General features: G+C 67.1%; 15 protein-coding genes. 6 read left to right on the top strand and 9 right to left on the bottom strand.

Annotation, left to right across the window (positions count from 1 at the left end):
• Positions 1-6 precede the first annotated feature (6 nt).
• Positions 7-321: a pyrimidine/purine nucleoside phosphorylase gene (gene ppnP / locus DZC73_RS08120; protein WP_124539734.1), complete on the bottom strand. Its 315-nt coding sequence runs from the start codon at positions 319-321 to the stop codon at positions 7-9.
• Positions 322-326: 5 nt separating this feature from the next.
• A complete protein-coding gene (gene argG / locus DZC73_RS08115) occupies positions 327-1,655 on the bottom strand; it encodes an argininosuccinate synthase (protein ID WP_124539733.1) in 1,329 nt (442 codons plus the stop codon).
• 144 nt (positions 1,656-1,799) lie between these two features.
• Here argG and DZC73_RS08110 point away from each other — a divergent pair, with 144 nt between their 5' ends.
• Positions 1,800-3,773 (top strand): PAS domain-containing hybrid sensor histidine kinase/response regulator, encoded by a 1,974-nt coding sequence (locus DZC73_RS08110; protein ID WP_124539732.1) that lies wholly within the window; start codon positions 1,800-1,802, stop codon positions 3,771-3,773.
• Between the two features lie 142 nt (positions 3,774-3,915).
• Entirely contained in the window at positions 3,916-5,850 is a 1,935-nt protein-coding gene (locus tag DZC73_RS29965; RefSeq protein WP_198414804.1) for a serine/threonine protein kinase, read from the top strand.
• 12 nt (positions 5,851-5,862) lie between these two features.
• Here DZC73_RS29965 and DZC73_RS08100 read toward each other — a convergent pair whose 3' ends face one another.
• Both DZC73_RS08100 and DZC73_RS08095 read right to left on the bottom strand, forming a co-directional pair.
• A complete protein-coding gene (locus DZC73_RS08100; RefSeq protein WP_124539731.1) occupies positions 5,863-6,615 on the bottom strand; it encodes a LytR/AlgR family response regulator transcription factor in 753 nt (250 codons plus the stop codon).
• Positions 6,612-7,670, bottom strand: a complete 1,059-nt coding sequence (locus DZC73_RS08095; RefSeq protein WP_124539730.1) for a sensor histidine kinase — start codon at positions 7,668-7,670, stop codon at positions 6,612-6,614. The genes DZC73_RS08100 and DZC73_RS08095 overlap by 4 nt, the downstream gene beginning before the upstream one ends.
• A gap of 102 nt (positions 7,671-7,772) precedes the next feature.
• Between DZC73_RS08095 and DZC73_RS08090 the strand changes: the two genes are divergently transcribed.
• Positions 7,773-8,177 (top strand): DUF1761 domain-containing protein, encoded by a 405-nt coding sequence (locus tag DZC73_RS08090; RefSeq protein ID WP_124539729.1) that lies wholly within the window; start codon positions 7,773-7,775, stop codon positions 8,175-8,177.
• A gap of 85 nt (positions 8,178-8,262) precedes the next feature.
• Entirely contained in the window at positions 8,263-9,852 is a 1,590-nt protein-coding gene (locus tag DZC73_RS08085; protein ID WP_124539728.1) for an alkaline phosphatase D family protein, read from the top strand.
• On the opposite strand, the gene DZC73_RS29640 is transcribed toward DZC73_RS08085, so the two are convergent.
• On the bottom strand, positions 9,853-11,355 hold the full coding sequence (locus DZC73_RS29640) for a PQQ-dependent sugar dehydrogenase (protein WP_161974496.1): 1,503 nt from the start codon (positions 11,353-11,355) through the stop codon (positions 9,853-9,855). It lies immediately after the preceding gene.
• A gap of 177 nt (positions 11,356-11,532) precedes the next feature.
• On the opposite strand from DZC73_RS29640, the gene DZC73_RS08075 reads away from it, so the two are divergent.
• Positions 11,533-13,245 (top strand): long-chain fatty acid--CoA ligase, encoded by a 1,713-nt coding sequence (locus tag DZC73_RS08075; protein ID WP_124539727.1) that lies wholly within the window; start codon positions 11,533-11,535, stop codon positions 13,243-13,245.
• 9 nt (positions 13,246-13,254) lie between these two features.
• On the opposite strand, the gene DZC73_RS08070 is transcribed toward DZC73_RS08075, so the two are convergent.
• A complete protein-coding gene (locus DZC73_RS08070) occupies positions 13,255-13,815 on the bottom strand; it encodes a hypothetical protein (protein ID WP_124539726.1) in 561 nt (186 codons plus the stop codon).
• Between the two features lie 260 nt (positions 13,816-14,075).
• Between DZC73_RS08070 and DZC73_RS08065 the strand changes: the two genes are divergently transcribed.
• Positions 14,076-16,178, top strand: a complete 2,103-nt coding sequence (locus tag DZC73_RS08065) for a TonB-dependent receptor plug domain-containing protein (protein WP_235835038.1) — start codon at positions 14,076-14,078, stop codon at positions 16,176-16,178.
• On the opposite strand, the gene DZC73_RS08060 is transcribed toward DZC73_RS08065, so the two are convergent.
• Genes DZC73_RS08060 through DZC73_RS08050 form a run of 3 tightly spaced genes read right to left on the bottom strand, consistent with a single transcriptional unit; the run spans position 16,175 to position 18,552 of the window.
• On the bottom strand, positions 16,175-16,981 hold the full coding sequence (locus DZC73_RS08060) for a citrate/2-methylcitrate synthase (RefSeq protein WP_124539725.1): 807 nt from the start codon (positions 16,979-16,981) through the stop codon (positions 16,175-16,177). The genes DZC73_RS08065 and DZC73_RS08060 overlap by 4 nt on opposite strands.
• Positions 16,978-17,784 (bottom strand): citrate synthase family protein, encoded by an 807-nt coding sequence (locus DZC73_RS08055; RefSeq protein WP_124539724.1) that lies wholly within the window; start codon positions 17,782-17,784, stop codon positions 16,978-16,980. The genes DZC73_RS08060 and DZC73_RS08055 overlap by 4 nt, the downstream gene beginning before the upstream one ends.
• Positions 17,785-17,802: 18 nt before the next feature.
• Positions 17,803-18,552: an SDR family oxidoreductase gene (locus DZC73_RS08050; RefSeq protein ID WP_124539723.1), complete on the bottom strand. Its 750-nt coding sequence runs from the start codon at positions 18,550-18,552 to the stop codon at positions 17,803-17,805.
• Between the last annotated feature and the right edge of the window lie 5 nt (positions 18,553-18,557).

Genomic DNA, 18,557 nt, shown 5'->3' with positions numbered 1-18,557 from the left:
CTGACATCAGCCGAAGTGGCAGATGTAGTGCAGCGGCTTGTCCACCGCGATCTCGAAGGACGAGTTGCCCGGCACGTCGAATGATTGGCCGCCGGCGTAGGTGGTCCAGCCCTCGGCACCGGCCAGCTTCACGCGGCATTCGCCTTCCACCAGCTCCATCACCTCCGGCGCGCCGGTGTTGAAGGTCAGCGACGAAGGAAGGATCACCCCCACGCTCTTGCGCGTGCCGTCGGCCAGCTCGATGGTGTGCGACACGCACTTGCCGTCGAAGTACACGTTGGCGCGCGTCGTCACGGTCGCCTGGATCTTGTCTTTGCTCATGGGGTTCACTTGTCGTTCTTGATGCGGGGCAGGTCCGTGCCCGTGGACGCCAGCAGGCCGGCCTTGGTGTAGGTGGACAGCTTGGCGCGGGTGTCCTCGATGTCGAGGTTGCGCATGGTGAGCTGGCCGATGCGGTCGGCCGGCGAGAAGGCCGAGGCACCCTTTTCCATGGTCAGGCGCTCGGGCTTGTAGCTCAGGTTGGGCGACTCGGTGTTCATCAGCGAGTAGTCGTTGCCGCGGCGCAGCTCGATGGTCACCTCGCCGGTCACGGCACGCGCCACCCAGCGCTGCGCCGTCTCGCGCAGCATGATGGCCTGCGGGTCGAACCAGCGGCCCTGGTACAGCAGGCGGCCCAGGCGGCGGCCGTTGTCGCGGTACTGCTCGATGGTGTCTTCGTTGTGGATGCCGGTGATGAGCCGCTCGTAGGCGATGAACAGCAGCGCCAGGCCCGGGGCCTCGTAGATGCCGCGGCTCTTGGCCTCGATGATGCGGTTCTCGATCTGGTCGCTCATGCCCAGGCCATGGCGGCCGCCGATGCGGTTGGCTTCGAGGATCAGCTCGACCGGGTCGGTGAATTCGCGGCCGTTCAGGGCCACGGGCTGGCCTTCCTCGAAGCGCACCGTCACCGTCTCGCGCTTGACCTCGACCTCGTCCTTCCAGAAGGCCACGCCCATGATGGGCTGCACGATCATGATGCCGCTGTTGAGGTGCTCCAGGTCCTTCGCCTCGTGGGTGGCACCCAGCATGTTGCTGTCGGTGGAGTAGGCCTTTTCGGCGGACATCTTGTAGCCGAAGCCCGCCTTGGTCATGAAGGCGGACATCTCGGCGCGGCCGCCCAGCTCGTCGATGAAGAGCTGGTCCAGCCAGGGCTTGTAGATGCGCAGGCTGGGGTTGGTGAGCAGGCCGTAGCGGTAGAAGCGCTCGATGTCGTTGCCCTTGAAGGTGGAGCCGTCGCCCCAGATGTCCACGCCGTCTTCCTTCATGGCGGCCACGAGCATGGTGCCGGTGACGGCACGGCCCAGCGGCGTGGTGTTGAAGTAGGTGACGCCTGCGGTGGAGATGTGGAAGGCGCCGGCCTGCAGGGCGGCAATGCCTTCGGCGGCCAACTGGGCGCGGCAGTCGATCAGCCGGGCCTTTTCCGCACCGTAGAGCATGGCGCGGCGGGGGATGTCGTCGTAGTCCGGCTCGTCGGGCTGGCCCAGGTTGGCGGTGTAGGCATAGGGCACGGCGCCCTTCTGGCGCATCCAGTGGAGCGCGGCGGAGGTGTCCAGGCCGCCGGAAAAGGCGATGCCGACCTTCTGGCCGGTGGGCAGGTGCTGCAGGATGGTGGTCATGTCGGGAAGGGGAGGGAAAACGAGGAACCGGGGCGTATTTTCGCGGCATTCGGGAACGACCCCGAATTTTTCGGTTTTAGTTGGCTGAGCTTTTCTCCAGTTACAGGCCGACACTGCCGAACATCCGGGCTGACACGAAGCTGTATGTCACCCACGATGAACGCCCGCGTTCCCTTGCTGAGCGACCTGGCGGTCCCCCATTCGGAGGCCGTGCTGGCGCGCCTGTTCGAGGTGAGCAATGAGCCCATGACCCTGACCGAGGTGGACTCGGGGCTGGTCATGCGGGTGAATGCCGCCTTTGCCGAACTCACCGGCTTCTCGCCGGAAGAGCTGGTGGGGCGGCGGGCCGTGGACCTGGGCCTGTGGGCCGATCCGCGGGTGCGCGAGCGCTACATCCAGCGGCTGCGCAACGAAGGTCGGGTGGACGATTTCGCGGTGACCTTCGTCGCCCGAGGTGGCACCCGCCTGAAGCTGCAGCTGTCAGCCACCCTGTTCGAGCAGGACGGCGTGGCGTATCTCGTCACCGTCATGCGTGACATGAGCGCGCGCGAACGGCGGCGCCTGCACTACGAGGCCATCCTGGACAACGCGATGGTGGGCATCGCCTTCACCCGCGACCGCATCTTCCAGCACGCCAACCCGCGCTTCGAGGAGATGTTCGGCTGGCCGGTGGGTGGCATCAGCGGGCAGCCGGGCCGGGTGGTGTGGGCCAGCGAGGAGGCCTACGCCCAGATCGGACGCAAGGCCGGCCCGCTGCTGGCGGCCAACTTGCCGTTCGAGGGCGAATTCCAGATGTGCAAGCGCGACGGCACGGTCTTCTGGGCCAGCATCCGCGCGCACGCCATCGACCCGGACGAGCCCATCAGCGGCGGCTCCATCTGGATCATCGACGACGTGAGCGATCGCCGCCGCGCCCAGGAGGCGCTGGCCGCCGCGCGCGACCAGGCCGAGGCGGCCAGCCGCGCCAAGAGCGAGTTCCTGGCCAACACCAGCCACGAGATCCGCACGCCACTGAACGGCCTGCTGGGGCTGGTGCGGCTGGCGCTGGTGCCCGACCTGGAGCCGCAGCGGCAGCGCGAATACCTGGAGCGCATCCAGGACAGCGCCGAGGCGTTGGCGGGCACCATCTCCGACATCCTGGACCTGTCCAAGATCGAGGCCGGCCGCCTGACGCTGGAGCATGTGGTGTTCGACCTGCATGCGCTGCTGAACACCCAGGGCAACGCCTATGCCGAGCTGGCACGGGCCAAGGGCCTGGCCTTCCGCCTGGAGATCGCCGACGACGTGCCGCGCTGGGTCAACGGCGACCCGGTGCGGGTGCGCCAGATCATCTCCAACTTCTGCAACAACGCGCTGAAGTTCACCGCCAAGGGGCTGATCGGCATCCGCGTGCTGTGCCTGCCCAGCGGCATGGTGCGCCTGGAAGTGGTGGACACCGGCCCGGGCGTGCCGCCGCACCTGCTGCCGCGTCTGTTCCAGCCCTTCTCGCAGGCCGACAGCTCCACCACGCGCCAGTACGGCGGCACGGGACTGGGCCTGAACATCTGCCGCCAGCTCGCCCACCTGATGGGCGGCGAGGTCGGCTTGGAAAGCCACGTGGGCGAGGGCAGCTGCTTCTGGGCGGAGTTGCCGCTGGAAGTCGCCGGCCCGCTGCGCGAGCGCCAGAACAACCGCGACACGGCGCTTGAGACCTTGCGTGGCGCCCGCGTGCTGCTGGCCGAGGACAACGTGGTGAACACGCTGGTGGCCGAGGCCATCCTCAAGCAGTGGGGTGCCAGCGTGACGACGGTGGTCAACGGTGCCGAGGCCATCGAAGCGGTGCAGCAGGAGAACGGCGCCTTCGACGCCATCCTCATGGACCTGCAGATGCCGGTGCTGGGCGGCATCGACGCGGCCATCGCCATCCGCCGGCAGTACGGCGCCACCGTGCTGCCCATCATCGCGCTGACCGCCGACGTGCTGGTCTCCGAGCGCGAAGCGGCGCTGCGGCATGGCATGAACGACTTCCTGTCCAAGCCCATCGACCCCGACCGCCTGGCCACGGCGCTGGCGCGCTGGGTGCGCCGCGCCCGGCGGGCGCAGGGCGAGGTGACGCAACAACTGGGGCAACAGACGTAACGGCTGGGTATTCCGTCACTAAGGCCAGGGGTCATCCCCTGAAGCAGTGGGTGCCGCCGCACGGCAACAGGCGTTGTAGCGGTTAAGCTCCCAGGCTACTTTTCGATACCGGCGCCAGAGACCGGGGAAAACCGTTTCCAATATGGCCAGCAATCCTCCGCCGACCGCCTCCATGGACGAGCATGACGCCCTGCCGGCCGGTACCCGTTTCGGCGAACTGGAGATCCTGCGCGTGCTGGGCGTGGGCGGTTTCGGCATCGTCTACCTGGCGCAGGACCACGCGCTGGAACGCCAGGTGGCGCTCAAGGAATACATGCCCAGCTCGCTGGCCGGGCGCGGCAAGGGCGGCTACGCGGTGTCCATCCGCTCCGGTGCCCACAGCGAAACCTATGCGCTGGGCCTGCGGTCCTTCGTGAACGAGGCGCGGCTGCTGGCGCGCTTCAACCATCCGTCGCTGGTCAAGGTCTACCGCTTCTGGGAAGAGAACGGCACCGCCTACATGGTGATGCCCTACCTGCAGGGCCGCACCCTGCGCGAGGTGCGCCGCTCGATGAGCATCCCGCCCTCGGAGGCGTGGATCCGCTCCGTCATCGACCCGGTGATGGACGCGCTGGAGATCCTGCACGGCGAGGACGTCTATCACCGAGACATCGCCCCGGACAACATCCTGCTGCCGCCGGGCGAAGTGCCGGTGCTGCTGGACTTCGGCGCCGCGCGCCGCGCCATCGGCGACCGCACGCAGACCTTCACCGCCATCCTCAAGCCCAGCTACGCGCCCATCGAGCAGTACGCCGAAGCCGTGGCCCTGCGCCAGGGGCCCTGGACCGACCTGTACGCACTGGGTGCCGTCGTGTACTACCTGCTGCGCGGCACGCCGCCGCCGCCGGCCACCGCCCGCGCGGTGCAGGACGATGTGCCGCTGCTGCATGCGCACGAGAACCCGGCGATGTCCGAGCCGTTCCTGGCCGCGGTCGAATGGGCGCTGGCCATCCGTCCGGGCGACCGGCCGCAGAACATCGCCGCCTTGCGCGAGGTGCTGGAAGGCCGAGCCGCCGTGCCGCCGAAGGGCCGGCCGGGCACGACCCAGCCCGAGCGCACGGTGAAGCTGCCGCCGCGCGAAGACACAACCAACTTCGCGCCGACCATGCCCTACGAGCATCAGCCGGCCGTGCCCACCGACCTGGAAGCCACGCGGCCGATGACGAATCCGCCGCCGCGCGTCGCGCCGGTCGCCGCCGTCGCAGAGGAGCCGACCTATCCGCCGGTGGGGCAGCGCACCACGGTGCCGCCCAAGGTTCCAGTGCCCGCGCAGCCGCGGCCCAAGACGGCGCCGCCGCCCGTTGTGGCCCGAGACTCCGTGCATGGGGACACCACCGTCATGCCGCCGCGGGCGACCGTCGAGAAGGCGCCCGCCTCCAGGCGTGGCGTCTGGGCGCTGGCCGGGGTTGCGGCCTTGGTGGGTGTCGGCGCGGTGGCGGCCTGGGTGATGGGCGCACGGGCGCCCTCTGCCGCGGTCGCCGGCCCCGCGCCTGCTGCATCGTCCATGGCCGAGCCCGCGGCCCTGCCGAATCCGTCTGCGGCGCTCACGAGCGCGAGTGCCCCGGTTCAGGCGCCGGCAGCCGTGCCTGCTGCGACCAACAATCCGATCGCCACGGTGGCTGAATCGACCGCCACCAAGCCGGCCAGGCCCGTGGCGTCGGCATCGGCGGTCATGGGCAATGAGCAGACCGCGTCGGTCAAGCTGCCCCCGGGCAAGGACAAGCCGGCCAAGCCCACGGACCAGCCCGCTTCTGTGACCCACCACGAGGATGCACGCCCCGGCGAGCGCCATGCCGTGCCGGCCCGCGAAGAGCCGGCCCATGCCCCGCAGAACAACACCGAGAAGCAGCCCACGGTGGTGCTGATGCCGCCGCAAGCGCCGGCCAGCCCGCGCGAGGCTTGCGGCTCCCGCGTGTTCCTGGCGCTCGCGGTGTGCATGGAAGAGGTCTGCGAGCGTCCCCGCTTCAAGAACCATCCGCAGTGCGAGAAGGTCCGCGCCATCGTCGAGCGCCGCAAGCGCAACGAGGGCGGCGACTGAGCGCCTGTGGCCCTACTGGGCCAGCCAGTCGCGAAATGCCGATGCGCGTTCCTGGCTCACGCTGACCTCATCTTCGCTGCGCGGCACCAGTTCCACGCTGAGCCTGCCCTTGCCGGCAGCACCGAAGCGGGCCACCGACTGGGCGCTCACCAGGTACTGGCGATTCAAGCGGAAGAACACCGCCGGGTCCAGTCCCGCTTCGATGTCGGCCAACGGTGAATCGACGAGGCATCGCGTGCCATCCATTGCGACCACGAAACTCAGCTTGTCCTGCGAGACGAAGTAGGCCACCTGCTCGACGGGAATTGCCACGAACTGCGTGCCCTTGCGGCCCACGATGCGACGGCGCCTCGTGGCCGGCGGACTCTGCAGATCGGCCATCAGCGCGGCGACATTGCCGGCGAAGTGCTGCCTGAGCCGTGCATGCTTGGCAAACACCTGCGCCAGGCGATCTTCGTTCACCGGCTTGAGCAGATAGTCCAGCGCCTGGGCCTGGAAGGCCTGCATCACGAACTCGTCGTAGGCGGTGGTGAATACCACTGGGGACGACAGCACGCCGTCTCGAAACAGCTCCAGCGACAAGCCGTCGGACAGTTGGATGTCCAGCAGCATCAGGTCGGGCGGCTCGTTGGCCTGCAGCCATGTACGGGCTTCTCGAACCGACGAAGCCGCTCCTGCGACCCGGGCATGCGGCGCTACGCGGGCCAGCGCATCGATCAGCCTGTCGCGCGCTGGCGCCTCATCGTCGGCGATGAACAGCCTCATGCTGGCACCACCAGCGGCACGCGCACTTCGAAACGATGGCCGTCGCTGGACACCGCCAGGCTGCGACCCGTCAGCAGGCGGCAGCGCTCGTCGAGGTTGGACAGGCCCAGCCTGGAGCTGGGCCGCGCGCTGCTGCGCGGCGCCATGCGGTTGGCCACGCACACGGCGTCGCCGTCCAGCGTGAGGGCCACCGACAGCGGCGAGTCGTCGCCCAGCTGGTTGTGCTTGACCGCGTTCTCCACCAGGGTCTGCAGCGCCAGCGGCGCGATGGCAAAGCGAGCGGGCGCCAAGGCATCGTCGATGTCCACGGCAATGGCGTGGCCGAAGCGCAAGGCCAGCAGCCGGTGGTAGTGGCGCACGAACTCGAGTTCGTCCCTGAGCGGGACGACATCGCGGTCGCGGCTGGCGAGCACGTAACGGTAGACCTCGGCCAGCGTGTCGCAGAAGGCACGGCCGCGCTGCGGGTCATGGGTGATGAGATGCCCGAGCGTGTTCAGGCTGTTGAAGAGGAAGTGCGGATCGATCTGTGCCCTGAGCGCGGCCAGCTCTGCTTCGGCGCGGCTGCGTTCGAGCTTTTCGACGCGCACAAGGTCGGACTCCCGCTCGCGGATGAGGAAAACCGTCTCGTAGGCATGCGTCACGAAGATCACGCAGATGACGTTGGTCAGCGTGACCACCAGGATCTTGGTGGTGTCCAGCGGCAAGGGCGCGATGTGGAACCACGCCCACAGCCACACGAAGGTGAGCGGCGCGGTGTAGAGCACGTTGGCCGTGACCAGCATGGCCAGCTTTCGCCAAGGGTTGGCGAACCAGTCGAAATGCTCGCGCTGCTTGAACAGCAGCCAGCGGTTGCCCAGCCAGATGGCCGCCGCCAGGCCCAGGTGCCCGAGGAAGCCCAGCCAGAAGCGGGGCTCGGAGATCGCGATGCTGCCGTACAGGCCTGTCAGCGCCGGGATGGTGCAGGCGAAGCCGACCACGCCCACGCACATCAGCAAGCGGTCATCGAAGGGCTGGGCGGCAGCGGGTTTCGGCGGCGTCACGTCGAGGTTCGGCAATCAGGTTTCCGGTTTCGGCCAGCTTTGCCTTGAGAGTGCTGAACCCGGCTTGCAGCATGGCTGCCGGAAGCTCGTTTCCACACACACCACGAGGAGAGATGGATGGACCAGGTTCAGATCAATTATGGGGCGGTGGGCGCTGCGGCGCTGCTGAGTTTCGTCATCGGAGGGCTGTGGTATTCACCGATCCTCTTCGCGCAGTCCTGGATGCGCGAGGCCGGGCTGGACGAAGCGCAGACGCGAAGCGCCAACATGGCGAAGGTGTTCGGCCTGTCGTTCATCTGCAGCATCGTGATGGCGCTGAACCTCGCAGCCTTCATCGGCGCGAAGGCGAGCCTGGGTTTTGGTGTCTTTGCCGGCGCGGCCACCGGCATCGGCTGGGTGGCCATGTCGCTGGCCGTGATCTACCTCTTCGAGCAGCGCTCGCTCAGGCTGTGGCTGATCAACAGTGGCTACCAGGTGGTGTCGTACACGGCGATGGGGGCGGTGATCGGCGCCTGGAAGTAGGGCTGTCGCCTACCGCACCAGGCGTCATGAAGCTGCCATGGCGGCTGCGCACACTGCCGGCCATCTCAAGGATGGGGCGCACGCCATGGATCGCCGCGATTTCGTTCGCAACAGCTTGTGGTTTGCCGGTGCTGGTGCGATGTCACCCCTGCGCACCTGGGCCCAGGCACCCGCGGTGGTGACCCGCGACGCGATGCGTCCGCAGTTCCCGTCGGGCGTGCAGTCGGGCGATGCCACCGCCGACAGCGCCATTGTCTGGACGCGGTCCGACCGCCCGGCGCGCATGTGGGTGGAGTGGTCCACCACCGCGAGCTTCGCCAACGTGAGCCGCGTGCGCGGCCCGCATCTGCTGGAAGACGGTGACTTCACCGGCCGAATCGACCTCACCGGCCTGCCGGCGGGCCAGGAAGTTTTCTACCGCGTGCTGCTGCAGGACCTGCGCAACGAGCGCACCTTGTCCGAGCCCATGGCCGGCCATCTGCGCCTGCCGCAGGCCTCACAGGCGAAGCCGCTGCGCAACGTGCGCTTCACCTGGGGCGGCGACACGGCGGGGCAGGGCTTCGGCATCAACGAAGCCTGGGGTGGCATGAAGATCTACGAGCAGATCCGCAGCCTGCAGCCGGACTTCTTCCTGCACAGCGGCGACAACATCTATGCCGACGGACCCATCCAGGCCGAGGTGAAGCTGGCCGACGGCTCCAAGTGGAACAACCTCGTCACCGAGGAAGTGAGCAAGGTTGCCGAGACGCTCAACGAATTCCGAGGCCGCTACCGCTACAACATGATGGACGCCAACATCCGCCGCATGGCGTCGGAGGTGCCGCAGATCTGGCAGTGGGACGACCACGAGGTCACCAACAACTGGTCGGACTCCAAGGACGTGAGCGGTGACGCGCGCTACACCGAGAAGAACGTGCCGCTGCTGGTGGCACGCGCGACACGCGCCTTCCTAGACTACGCGCCGCTGCGCCGCGGCCCGGACGCCGAGAGCGAGCGCGTGTTCCGCCATCTGCCGCAGGGCCCGCTGCTGGATGTGTTCGTGGTGGACATGCGCAGCTACCGCGGCCCCAACGGCCCCAACCTGCAGACCGAGGAGACGCCCGAGAGCGCCTTCATGGGCCGCCCTCAGGTGGCCTGGCTGCTCGACGGACTCAAGCGTTCCAAGGCCACGTGGAAGGTGATCGCGGCGGACATGCCCATCGGCCTGGGCGTGCCCGACGGCAAGGATGCGCAGGGCCGCGACAAGTGGGAAGCCATCGCCAACGGCGAGAACGGCGCGCCGCTGGGGCGCGAGCTGGAGATTGCGCGTCTGCTGCGCGAGATCAAGCGCGCGAAGATCCACAACGTGGTCTGGCTCACCGCCGACGTGCACTACACCGCGGCCCACTTCTACGACCCGGCCAAGGCGAAGTTCACCGACTTCCTGCCGTTCTGGGAATTCGTGTCCGGCCCGCTGAACGCCGGCAGCTTCGGGCCCAACAAGCCGGACGAGACCTTCGGCCCCCAGCTCATGTACGTGAAGGCGCCCGAAGCGCAGAACGCGCCGCCCAGCGCCGGCCTTCAGTTCTTCGGACAGGTGGACATCGACGCGAAGACGCGCGCGATGACCGTGGCGCTGAAGGACCTGACCGGCGCCACGCTCTACACGAAGACGCTGGCGCCGGCGAAGGCCTGATCAGGGTGCGGTGATGCGGGCGACGGACCCGCCCTGGATCAGCACGTACAGCGCGCCGTCGTTGCCGGCCAGCATGTCCACCGGGCTGCCGGCGAGCTTGGCGAAGGCGTAGGCGGCGTTGTTGTTGGCCGGGTCCAGCCGGCCGACCCACTTGCTCACGTAGTCGGCAAAGAAGTAGTTGCCGCGGTACGAAGCCGGGAAGGGGCCGGCGTTGGGATAGAACGCTCCACCCGCGATGGCAAATCCCGTGAAGAAGCCGCCGGGCCCGGAGCCGGCCGGCGACGCATCGGAATGCTTGTAGGTGAACAGCGGGCCGGTGATGCCGCTGACGACGTTGTCAGGTCCTTCTGACGATGGCCATCCGTAGTTGCGGCCGCTGCCGCCCACGTTGATCTCTTCCCAGGTGCTCTGGCCCACGTCGTTGATGTAGAGGGTGCCGGTGCCCGGCTGCACGGCGAAGGTAAACGGATTGCGCAGGCCATAGGCCCAGATGGCGCACTTGAGCGTGGCGGCCGTCGTGCAGAAGGGGTTGTCGCTGGGGATGCTGCCGTCGTCGTTGAACCGCAGCAGCTTGCCCAGCGGCGTGTTCAGGTCCGGCGCGTTGGCGCTGTTGGCGTTCTCGCCCACGCCGGCGTAGAGCTTGCCGTCGCCGCCGAAGTGGATGGCGCCGCCGTTGTGGTTGGTGGCCGACAAGGCAGGCAGGTCCACCAGCTTCTCTTCCGCGCCTGTTGAAACGTCGCCGCTGGCGGTGAGTCGGCTGATTCTGTTGTGGATGCCGTTCTCAGGTGTCGTGTAGTAGACGTAGACCCAGCCGTTGGTGCTGAAGTTGGGATGGAACGTGACGCCCAGCAGGCCGCGCTCGCCGTTCGAATCCACCGTGAAGGTGTGGAAAGCGGTGGCCTGCAGCACGCCGTTCTTGATCACACGCAGCTTGCCGGTCTGCTCCGCCACGAAGATGCGGCCATCGGGCGCCTGCGCCATCGCGGTGGTCGAGGCCATGCCGGTGACCCAGGCTTCATCCTTGGTGAAACCGGCGTCGACGGCGTTGGTGCCTGCCGTCTTCACGGTGATGGACTTCCACGCGCTCTGGTTGGCCGCCGCGTCAGCAGCACGCACGCTGACGATGTGCTGCCCCGGCGCATAGGCGTTGGCATCGAAAGTCATCGAGAAGGGCGAGCTGCTGTCGGTGCCCAGCGAGACGCCGTCCACCTGGAACTGCATCGAGGTCACGCCCACGTCGTCCGTGCCGGTGCCCGAGATGGTGACGGTGCCCGTAAGCCCGCTGGCGAAGTCCGACGGCGAGAGGATGCCGGCGGTGGGCGGCGTCGTGTCCGAACCGGGGGGAGGCGGCGGTGGCGGAGGAGGTGGGGGCGGGGGCGGCATGGGGGCAGACGAGTCGCTGCCTCCGCAGCCGGACATCATCGAAGCCGTGAAGGCGCTGAGGAAGGCGCTCATCAGCGCGCTCAGGAACACCTGCCGGACGGACCCGTGCGACGTCGCCATGCTCCACCTCGTGTTGTTGTCAGGGCCTGGTCATTGTGGCGATGCGGGCACCACCCCACGTAAACGAGGGTAAGCGGTCCGCCTACGGGTTTGCCCCTGCCCGAAGCGTCACCCAGGCGGCACGCATCCGCGCGATGCTTGCGATATATCGATGGGTTTGCAGTCAAGGAGACACCGTTGTCCAAGGTTCCTGCGGATCGCCCCCATTTCAAGCACTGGCCCAAGCGGCTGCCGCGCGAAGTCGTCGTGCCCGAGACCTCGCTGTGGGAGAACCTGAACATCGCGGCAAGGCGCTATCCGCACAAGCCGATGTACGTGTTCTTCGGCCGGCCGCTCACCTTCTCGCAGGCGCGCGACCAGTCCGAGGCGGTGGCGGGCTGGCTGCAGCAGCGCGGCGTGAAGAAGGGCGACCGCGTGCTGCTGTACATGCAGAACTGCCCGCAGTACGCGCTGGCCTACTACGGCATCCTGCGGGCCGATGCGGTGGTGGTGCCGGTGAACCCGATGAACCGCGCCGACGAGTTCACGCACTACATCACCGATGCACAGGCGCGCTTCGCGATCTGCAGCGCCGATCTCGCGGGCATCGTCGAAGCGGCCAACGCGATGGTGCCCGAGGCCGATCGTCTCCAGGACGTGATCGTCACCCGCTACACCGACCTCATGCCCGAAGGCGACATCGAGCCCGAACTCGCACCGCCGCCAGCCATGGACACCTGGTTGCGCAGCGACCCGCCGCTGCCCGCTGGCTTCACGCGCTGGAACGAGGTGATCGCCGCTGCCGTGAGGCCCGGCCCGCACACCGCGCAGGCCGATGACCTCGCACTGCTGCCCTACACCTCGGGCACCACCGGCAACCCCAAGGGCTGCATGCACACGCACCGCACGCTCATGCACAACGTGGTGGGCGGCGGCCTGTGGGGCTATGCCGCGGCCGAGGCGGTGAGCCTGGGCGTGGTGCCCATGTTCCACATCACCGGAATGATGTACGGCCTGCTGTCGCCCGCCTACTCGGGCAGCACGGTGGTGCTGATGCCGCGCTGGGACCGCGAACTGGCAGGGCGCCTGATCTCGCGCTTCCAGATCACGCACTTCACCTGCATCCCGACGATGATCATCGATCTCTTCGGCAGCCCCAACTACGCGAGCTTCAACCTCAAGAGCCTGCGCTACCTCAGCGGCGGCGGCGCGGCCATGCCCTATGCAGTGGCCGAACGCCTGCGGGACGAATTCGGCCTGCTCTTCGCCGAAGGCTACGGCCTCACCGAGACCGCCGCGCCCAGCCATGCGAACCCGCCTGAATCACCCAAGCTGCAATGCCTGGGCATGCCCATCTTCGGCGTGGACTCGCGCGTGGTGGACCCGATCACCCTGACCGAACTGCCGCCGGGCGAGATCGGCGAGATCATCACCCATGGGCCGATGGTGTTCAAAGGCTACTGGCGGCATCCCGAGGCGACGCGGGCGGCCTTCGTCGAGTTCGAAGGCAAGACCTTCTTCCGCACCGGCGACCTGGGCCGCATGGACGAGGACGGCTACTTCTTCATCACCGACCGCCTGAAGCGCATGATCAACGCCAGCGGCTTCAAGGTGTGGCCGGCCGAGGTGGAGCTGCTGCTGTACAAGCACCCGGCGGTGCAGGAGGCCTGCATCATCTCCGCCAAGGATGCCTACCGCGGCGAGACGGTGAAGGCGGTGGTGGTGCTGCGCACCGAGGCCAAGGGCAAGACGACACCCGAAGACATCATGGCCTGGTCGCGCGAGCACATGGCGGCCTACAAGGTGCCCAAGATCGTGGAGTTCGTGGAGACGCTGCCGAAGTCGGGCTCGGGCAAGGTCATGTGGCGCATGTTGCAAGACCAGCAAGCCCAGGCCGATTCAGCAGCCTGACCGAAGCGGCTACTTCGACCAGGTCTTCTGGACTTCGACGAAGTCCGAAGGCGTGGCTTCCGAGACTTGAAGTCGCGTGGTGGTGAAGAAGTCCGACAGCCGGCTGTGGCCGTGCTTGCTGCGGGCTTCTTCCTCCTTGGCTGCGATGAGGATGGACAGCCGCGAGCGCAGCTCCGACAGGCCCGGACAGCTCCAGTCCGTCACGATGCTCTTGAGCTGCGCGAAGCCCTTGCTGAGCACCTCCAGCGGAATGCCGTCCAGCGCTTCGGGGCCATCCTTGCGCAAGGCCCGTTCGATGTAGCCCAGGTGCCGCATCAGCCGCCGCGTCCCGTTGTGCTGGGTGAGGAGGTGGCGCAGCTCGATCTGCATGGTCAGCTCGATGTCGGCCGCCGGTGCAGGGCGGGACACCGGTGCGGGCTGTGAATTCGTCCGGCTCGATCGCGCCGGCTGCTCGACGACCACGCGCAGGCGTCCGCCCTGGCGGCGCAGCTTGAAGTCGCTGGTCAGCAGGCGGTTCAGCAACACCAGGGGCTGCAGCAGCAAGGCAACAGGGGAGGGTTTCCGACTCATGGTTCATCACGGGCCGCGGTCGAGCGCGGCCTTGGGCGAATCATGCAGTGGCGCGCGGCGGACAGCGTCATCCCAAAAGCGACATTTTTCGAAGAAATGTCGAATCGGCACGGGTTTGCGGACTACGATTCGTCCCGCTTGTGGTGGACGCACAGGCACCGCGCCGTACTCAGCGTTATCTCTACTGATCGGGGCAGTGGGATGCGCTTATCGTGCGGCGGCAACGACATTCCAAAACACCATCACAAGAGGTGTGCCACGTGCAACGTTCAAATGGCCTGACGCTCGCGGCAATGTGCCTGCTGGGCTCCGCAGTACATGCACAGACGACGGCCAGCGCAGACGAAGAAGACATTGCGCTGCTGTACGGCGACAAGTCCACGGTGAGCATCGCGACCGGCAGCCGGCAGTCCCTGCGGCGCGCGCCGGCGGTGGCCACCGTGATCACCGCACAGGACATCGCGGCCATGGGCGCGACCGACCTGGACGAGGTGCTGGAAACCGTGCCGGGTGTCCATGTGGCGCGCAATGCGCAGGCGTACACGCCGCTGTACACCATCCGGGGCATCTACAGCGAGCTCAATCCGCAGACGCTCGTCCTGCAAAACGGCGTGCCCATGACGACGCTGCTCGTGGGCAACCGGGGCGTGATCTGGGGCGGCCTGCCACTGGAGAACATTGCTCGCATTGAGATCATCCGCGGGCCAGGTTCGGCACTGTATGGCGCCGACGCATTCGCCGGCGTCATCAACATCATCACCAAGGGCGCGTCCGACACGCCGGGAACAGAGTTCGGCGTGCGTGCAGGTTCCTTCAAGACGCGCGACGGCTGGATTCAGCACGGCGGCAAGCTTGGGCCTCTCGATGTCGCGGGCTATCTGCGTGTCGGCCGGACGGCAGGCTTCAAGGAGACCATCACGGCCGATGCGCAGACCGGGCTCGACGCGGTCTTCGGGACCCACGCCAGCCTGGCACCGGGAACGGTGAACACCGGTGTCGATTCACTGGATGCCGGCCTCGATGCGGCTTATGGCCGGTTGCGTGTGAGAGCTGGCTACAAGCTGCGCGATGACATGGGCACAGGCCCTGGCATCGCCAGTGCGCTGGACCCGGTGGGCCGTCTCAGGTCGGAACGCCTTCATGGCGACGTGACCTGGAGCGATGTCGAGCTTGCCAACGACTGGCGGATGACACTCACCGGCAGCTACTTTCAGTACATCCAGCATCTGCCTGGGCCGGTGCAGCTCTTTCCCCCGGGGGCATTCGGGGGCAGCTTTCCTGAGGGCATGTTCGGGTCGCCCAATACGTGGGAACGGCAAGTGCGGGTCTCGGCCGTCGTCAATTTCACCGGCTTCGCGGACCACAACCTGCGTCTTGGCGTGGGCCACGATGACCTGGACATGTACCGGACGCAGGAACTGAAGAATTTCACCTTCATCACGTCCGGGCCGGCCACCGGCTTGCCTGTGCCCACGCCTGGTGGCGCGGTGATCGAGTTCCCCGTGGATGACTCGTTCATTGCCCCTCATCGGCGCCAGGTGAACTATGTCTACGTGCAGGATGAATGGAACATTGCCAAGGACTGGACCTTGACTGGCGGCGTGCGCCGCGACCAGTACTCCGATTTCGGCGGCACCACCAACCCGCGCATTGCCTTGGTCTGGGATGCGAGCCTTGAGCTGACGGCCAAGCTGCTCTACGGCTCGGCGTTCAGAGCCCCGTCATTCAACGAGCAGTATGGCGTGAACCCGGTCGCCAGCGGCAATCCGTCGGTGATGCCGGAAACCATCAAGACGCTGGAGACGGCGGTGCAGTGGCAGGCCAACAAGGACCTTCAGGTCAACATGAGCGTCTTCCGGTACGAAATGGAAGACATCATCCGCACCACGCCGAATCCCGCGCCGGCGCCGGGATCCACCTTTCAGAACGCCGGAGCCCAGCGCGGGCACGGTGCCGAACTGGAGATGGTGTGGGACGCGCGACGCAGCCTGCGGCTCACCGGCCACTATGCCTATCAGCGATCCATCGACAAGGCCACGGGTCTGGATCCAGGCTATGCACCGCATCACCACCTCTATGCCCGAAGCGACTGGACGTTCTCGAGCGGATGGCTGTTGAGCGGCCAGCTGAATTACGTGGCCGACCGCAAGCGGGCGGCCGGTGACACCAGGCCGGATGTTCCCGACTACACGACGCTGGATCTCACCTTGCGCAGCAACCGAGGCAAGCACGCATGGGAGCTGGCGGGCTCCGTTCGCAACCTGTTCAACGCCGACGTGCGTGAGCCTACCCTGGCGTCCATTCCGAACGATTTGCCCATGCCCAGGCGTTCGCTGTACCTGCAGGCGGCGTACCGCTTCTAGGACCGTTGCGGCCAGCGGCGCCGGGCCGGCCCCTCGTAGGCGATGTGATCGCTTGACAGCGGGAACACCGTTCCCGCGGGTCGCTCGCTCGCTTCGATGAAGCATGGCGTCATGCCGGCGAGCAGCATGGGCACCTGGAAGTGATGGAACTCGCGCACCGACAGCCCCAGGTCCGCGGCGAGTGCGGCCGTGAGTGCGGCGTAGTTCATCTTCAGCCGGGCATCGATGCCCACCAGCACGCGCTCCACCTCGAGTGCCAGTGCCAGATGAGGACCCTGGTCCAGGCCCAGATCCCTGGCCAGTGCGATCAACCAGGGCAGACGCTCATCGACAGAGTTGATCGGCCGGCCATATCCGAAGATGCGCCGGTGCTTCAACTCCTCGCGAACCACGTCGTCGACAGTGGCGCCGGCAGCAACCGCGCCTTGCGCTGAAAGAAGGAAATCAATGGCGCGGACGCAGGGGTGGCCGCCATAGACCACGGCTTCCGACATGCCCAGCGCGGCGGACATCCCAAGTGCCGGCGTGCTGCGCGTGCTCCCAGCCAGTGCTGCCACGCGGTTGTTCCACAGCCGCGCGTCGGGGTAGCTGGTGTACACCCACATGGCGTGCAGCAACTGCAACTGGTTCCTGGAGAACTCGCGGCCGGTGATCGCGAAGATGTACAGCTCGACCCAGTCCATGTCGCGCAGGTCGGCATGCAGGTCTCGGCCACGGAACACGGTGCGGCTGCCGACGAAACACTGTCCCATGCGCGTCGACAACTTGTCGGCGGCGGCCTGCAGCAAGGCTGGGCCCTTCATGCGGCCTCCCTGGCGGGATCGTTCAGCAGATCGAGTTCGAAGAAGGGGAACGACCGGTGCCCCTTCTCCCGCTGCTCCAGCGCGTGGGCGGCCGCACCGGGAAGGCGCATGAGCAGGTGCAGCATCTCCGCTTGTGCGTGAGTCATGCCCAGGTCGACGAAAGCGGCCGCCGCCACCCCGGTCATGGCCAGGGGCATGGTCGCCATGTCTTCCAGTGCGGCGCGGTGTTCTTCGAGCCAGCGAAGGCACGGGCCAGGGCTCAGCCTCGCCAGGCAGCTCAAGGCCTGCCTCACCGGCGTAGTGGTCGTCGTGCCATGAAGATCGAATCCGGCAGGATGCTCGCTGTCGGGCCAGATGCCCGCGACGTCCTGTGCAGGCGTGCGCAGCAGGTGACGCCAGCTGTCGAGGTCTCGTCCGCAGCTTTCCCACGTCCTGACCGCCAGCATGACTTCGCGAGCACCGGTGACCTGCCCGGCGCCGACTGCCAGCGCGGCCATGAGGCTGGCCGCTGCCGTGGCGCCACTTGTTCCTGCACACATCGCCGCATGCACTGCAGGGTCCCGCGGGCCGGGGTTGGCCAGCGCCACCGCCAGCGCTTCAAGCAGCGCGGCCTGCTCGGGCGTGGGAGCCTCGCCCCGGAACAACAGAAAGAGCATGTCGACCCAGCGCGCCCGGCCCAGCATGTCGCTGAAGACGTCGTAGCCATGGCAGTAGGCGGCACGCGTCGCGAACGAGTTGTCCGCTTCAGCCTCTTCCTGCCAGATGCGGGTCGAAATGGTCTGCCGCTTTGCCGAGTCTTGCATGCTGCTTCTTTCGATGCGTCAGAGCAGGCTCATGCCGCCGTCGACGACAACTTCCTGTCCCACCATGTAGGACGAGTCCTCGCAGGCGAGGAACAGGGCAGCCTTGGCCACCTCTTCGGGTTGGCCGAAACGCTTCGACGGCGACTTGTTTGCCACCTCCTGCTGTGCAGCCAGCGCCACATCCGCAGGGAGGCCGAACTTGCCCCAGATCGGGGTGGCGATGGGGCCGGGACTGACGGCGTTCACGCGGACTCCCTTGCCGACCAGTTCCAGCGCCAGGGTCTGGGTCAGCGATCGCAATGCCGCCTTGCTGGCCGCATAGACGCTGAAGTTCGGGGCGCCGATCTGGTTCGCGATGGATGTGGTGAGAATCACCGAAGCGCCCGGCGCCAACAGCGGCAGTGCCTTTTGCACCGCGAAGAAGGCGCCCTTCAGGTTCACGGACATCACGGTGTCGAAGTGTGATTCAGTCACCATCTCGAAGGGGAGGGGGCCTGCGATCGCGGCATTCACGAACAACACATCCAGGCGGCCCCACGCCCGATTGATCTGGGACATCAGGGCCTCGATCTCGGTGACGCTTGCAGCGTCGCTGCGAAGCGCGAGCACATCGTGGCCCAAGGCCTTCGTGGCCTCGTCGAGGGCTTGCTGGTCACGGCCCGTGATCGCCACGCGCGCGCCGCTTTCCAGGAAGAGCTTTGCCGTCGCCAGCCCGATGCCGCTGTTGCCCCCGGTGATGAGGGCGGTCTTGCCTTGGAGTTTTTGCATGATGT

The organism is Rhizobacter terrae (genome assembly GCF_003852895.1).
Taxonomy (GTDB): domain Bacteria; phylum Pseudomonadota; class Gammaproteobacteria; order Burkholderiales; family Burkholderiaceae_C; genus Albitalea; species Albitalea terrae.
Note: the sequence above shows the minus strand (reverse complement) of the source record. Positions and strands in the feature narration are given on the sequence as shown.

Bases quoted from the DNA above. Each gene is read 5' to 3' on its own strand.
- DZC73_RS08055 (WP_124539724.1), bottom strand. From the start codon at position 17,784: ATGCAAGACTCGGCAAAGCGGCAGACCATTTCGACCCGCATCTGGCAG.
- DZC73_RS08050 (WP_124539723.1), bottom strand. From the start codon at position 18,552: ATGCAAAAACTCCAAGGCAAGACCGCCCTCATCACCGGGGGCAACAGC.
- DZC73_RS08100 (WP_124539731.1), bottom strand. From the start codon at position 6,615: ATGAGGCTGTTCATCGCCGACGATGAGGCGCCAGCGCGCGACAGGCTG.
- ppnP (WP_124539734.1), bottom strand. From the start codon at position 321: ATGAGCAAAGACAAGATCCAGGCGACCGTGACGACGCGCGCCAACGTG.
- argG (WP_124539733.1), bottom strand. From the start codon at position 1,655: ATGACCACCATCCTGCAGCACCTGCCCACCGGCCAGAAGGTCGGCATC.
- DZC73_RS08085 (WP_124539728.1), top strand. From the start codon at position 8,263: ATGGATCGCCGCGATTTCGTTCGCAACAGCTTGTGGTTTGCCGGTGCT.
- DZC73_RS08110 (WP_124539732.1), top strand. From the start codon at position 1,800: ATGTCACCCACGATGAACGCCCGCGTTCCCTTGCTGAGCGACCTGGCG.
- DZC73_RS08090 (WP_124539729.1), top strand. From the start codon at position 7,773: ATGGACCAGGTTCAGATCAATTATGGGGCGGTGGGCGCTGCGGCGCTG.
- DZC73_RS08060 (WP_124539725.1), bottom strand. From the start codon at position 16,981: ATGAAGGGCCCAGCCTTGCTGCAGGCCGCCGCCGACAAGTTGTCGACG.
- DZC73_RS08070 (WP_124539726.1), bottom strand. From the start codon at position 13,815: ATGAGTCGGAAACCCTCCCCTGTTGCCTTGCTGCTGCAGCCCCTGGTG.
- DZC73_RS29965 (WP_198414804.1), top strand. From the start codon at position 3,916: ATGGCCAGCAATCCTCCGCCGACCGCCTCCATGGACGAGCATGACGCC.
- DZC73_RS29640 (WP_161974496.1), bottom strand. From the start codon at position 11,355: ATGGCGACGTCGCACGGGTCCGTCCGGCAGGTGTTCCTGAGCGCGCTG.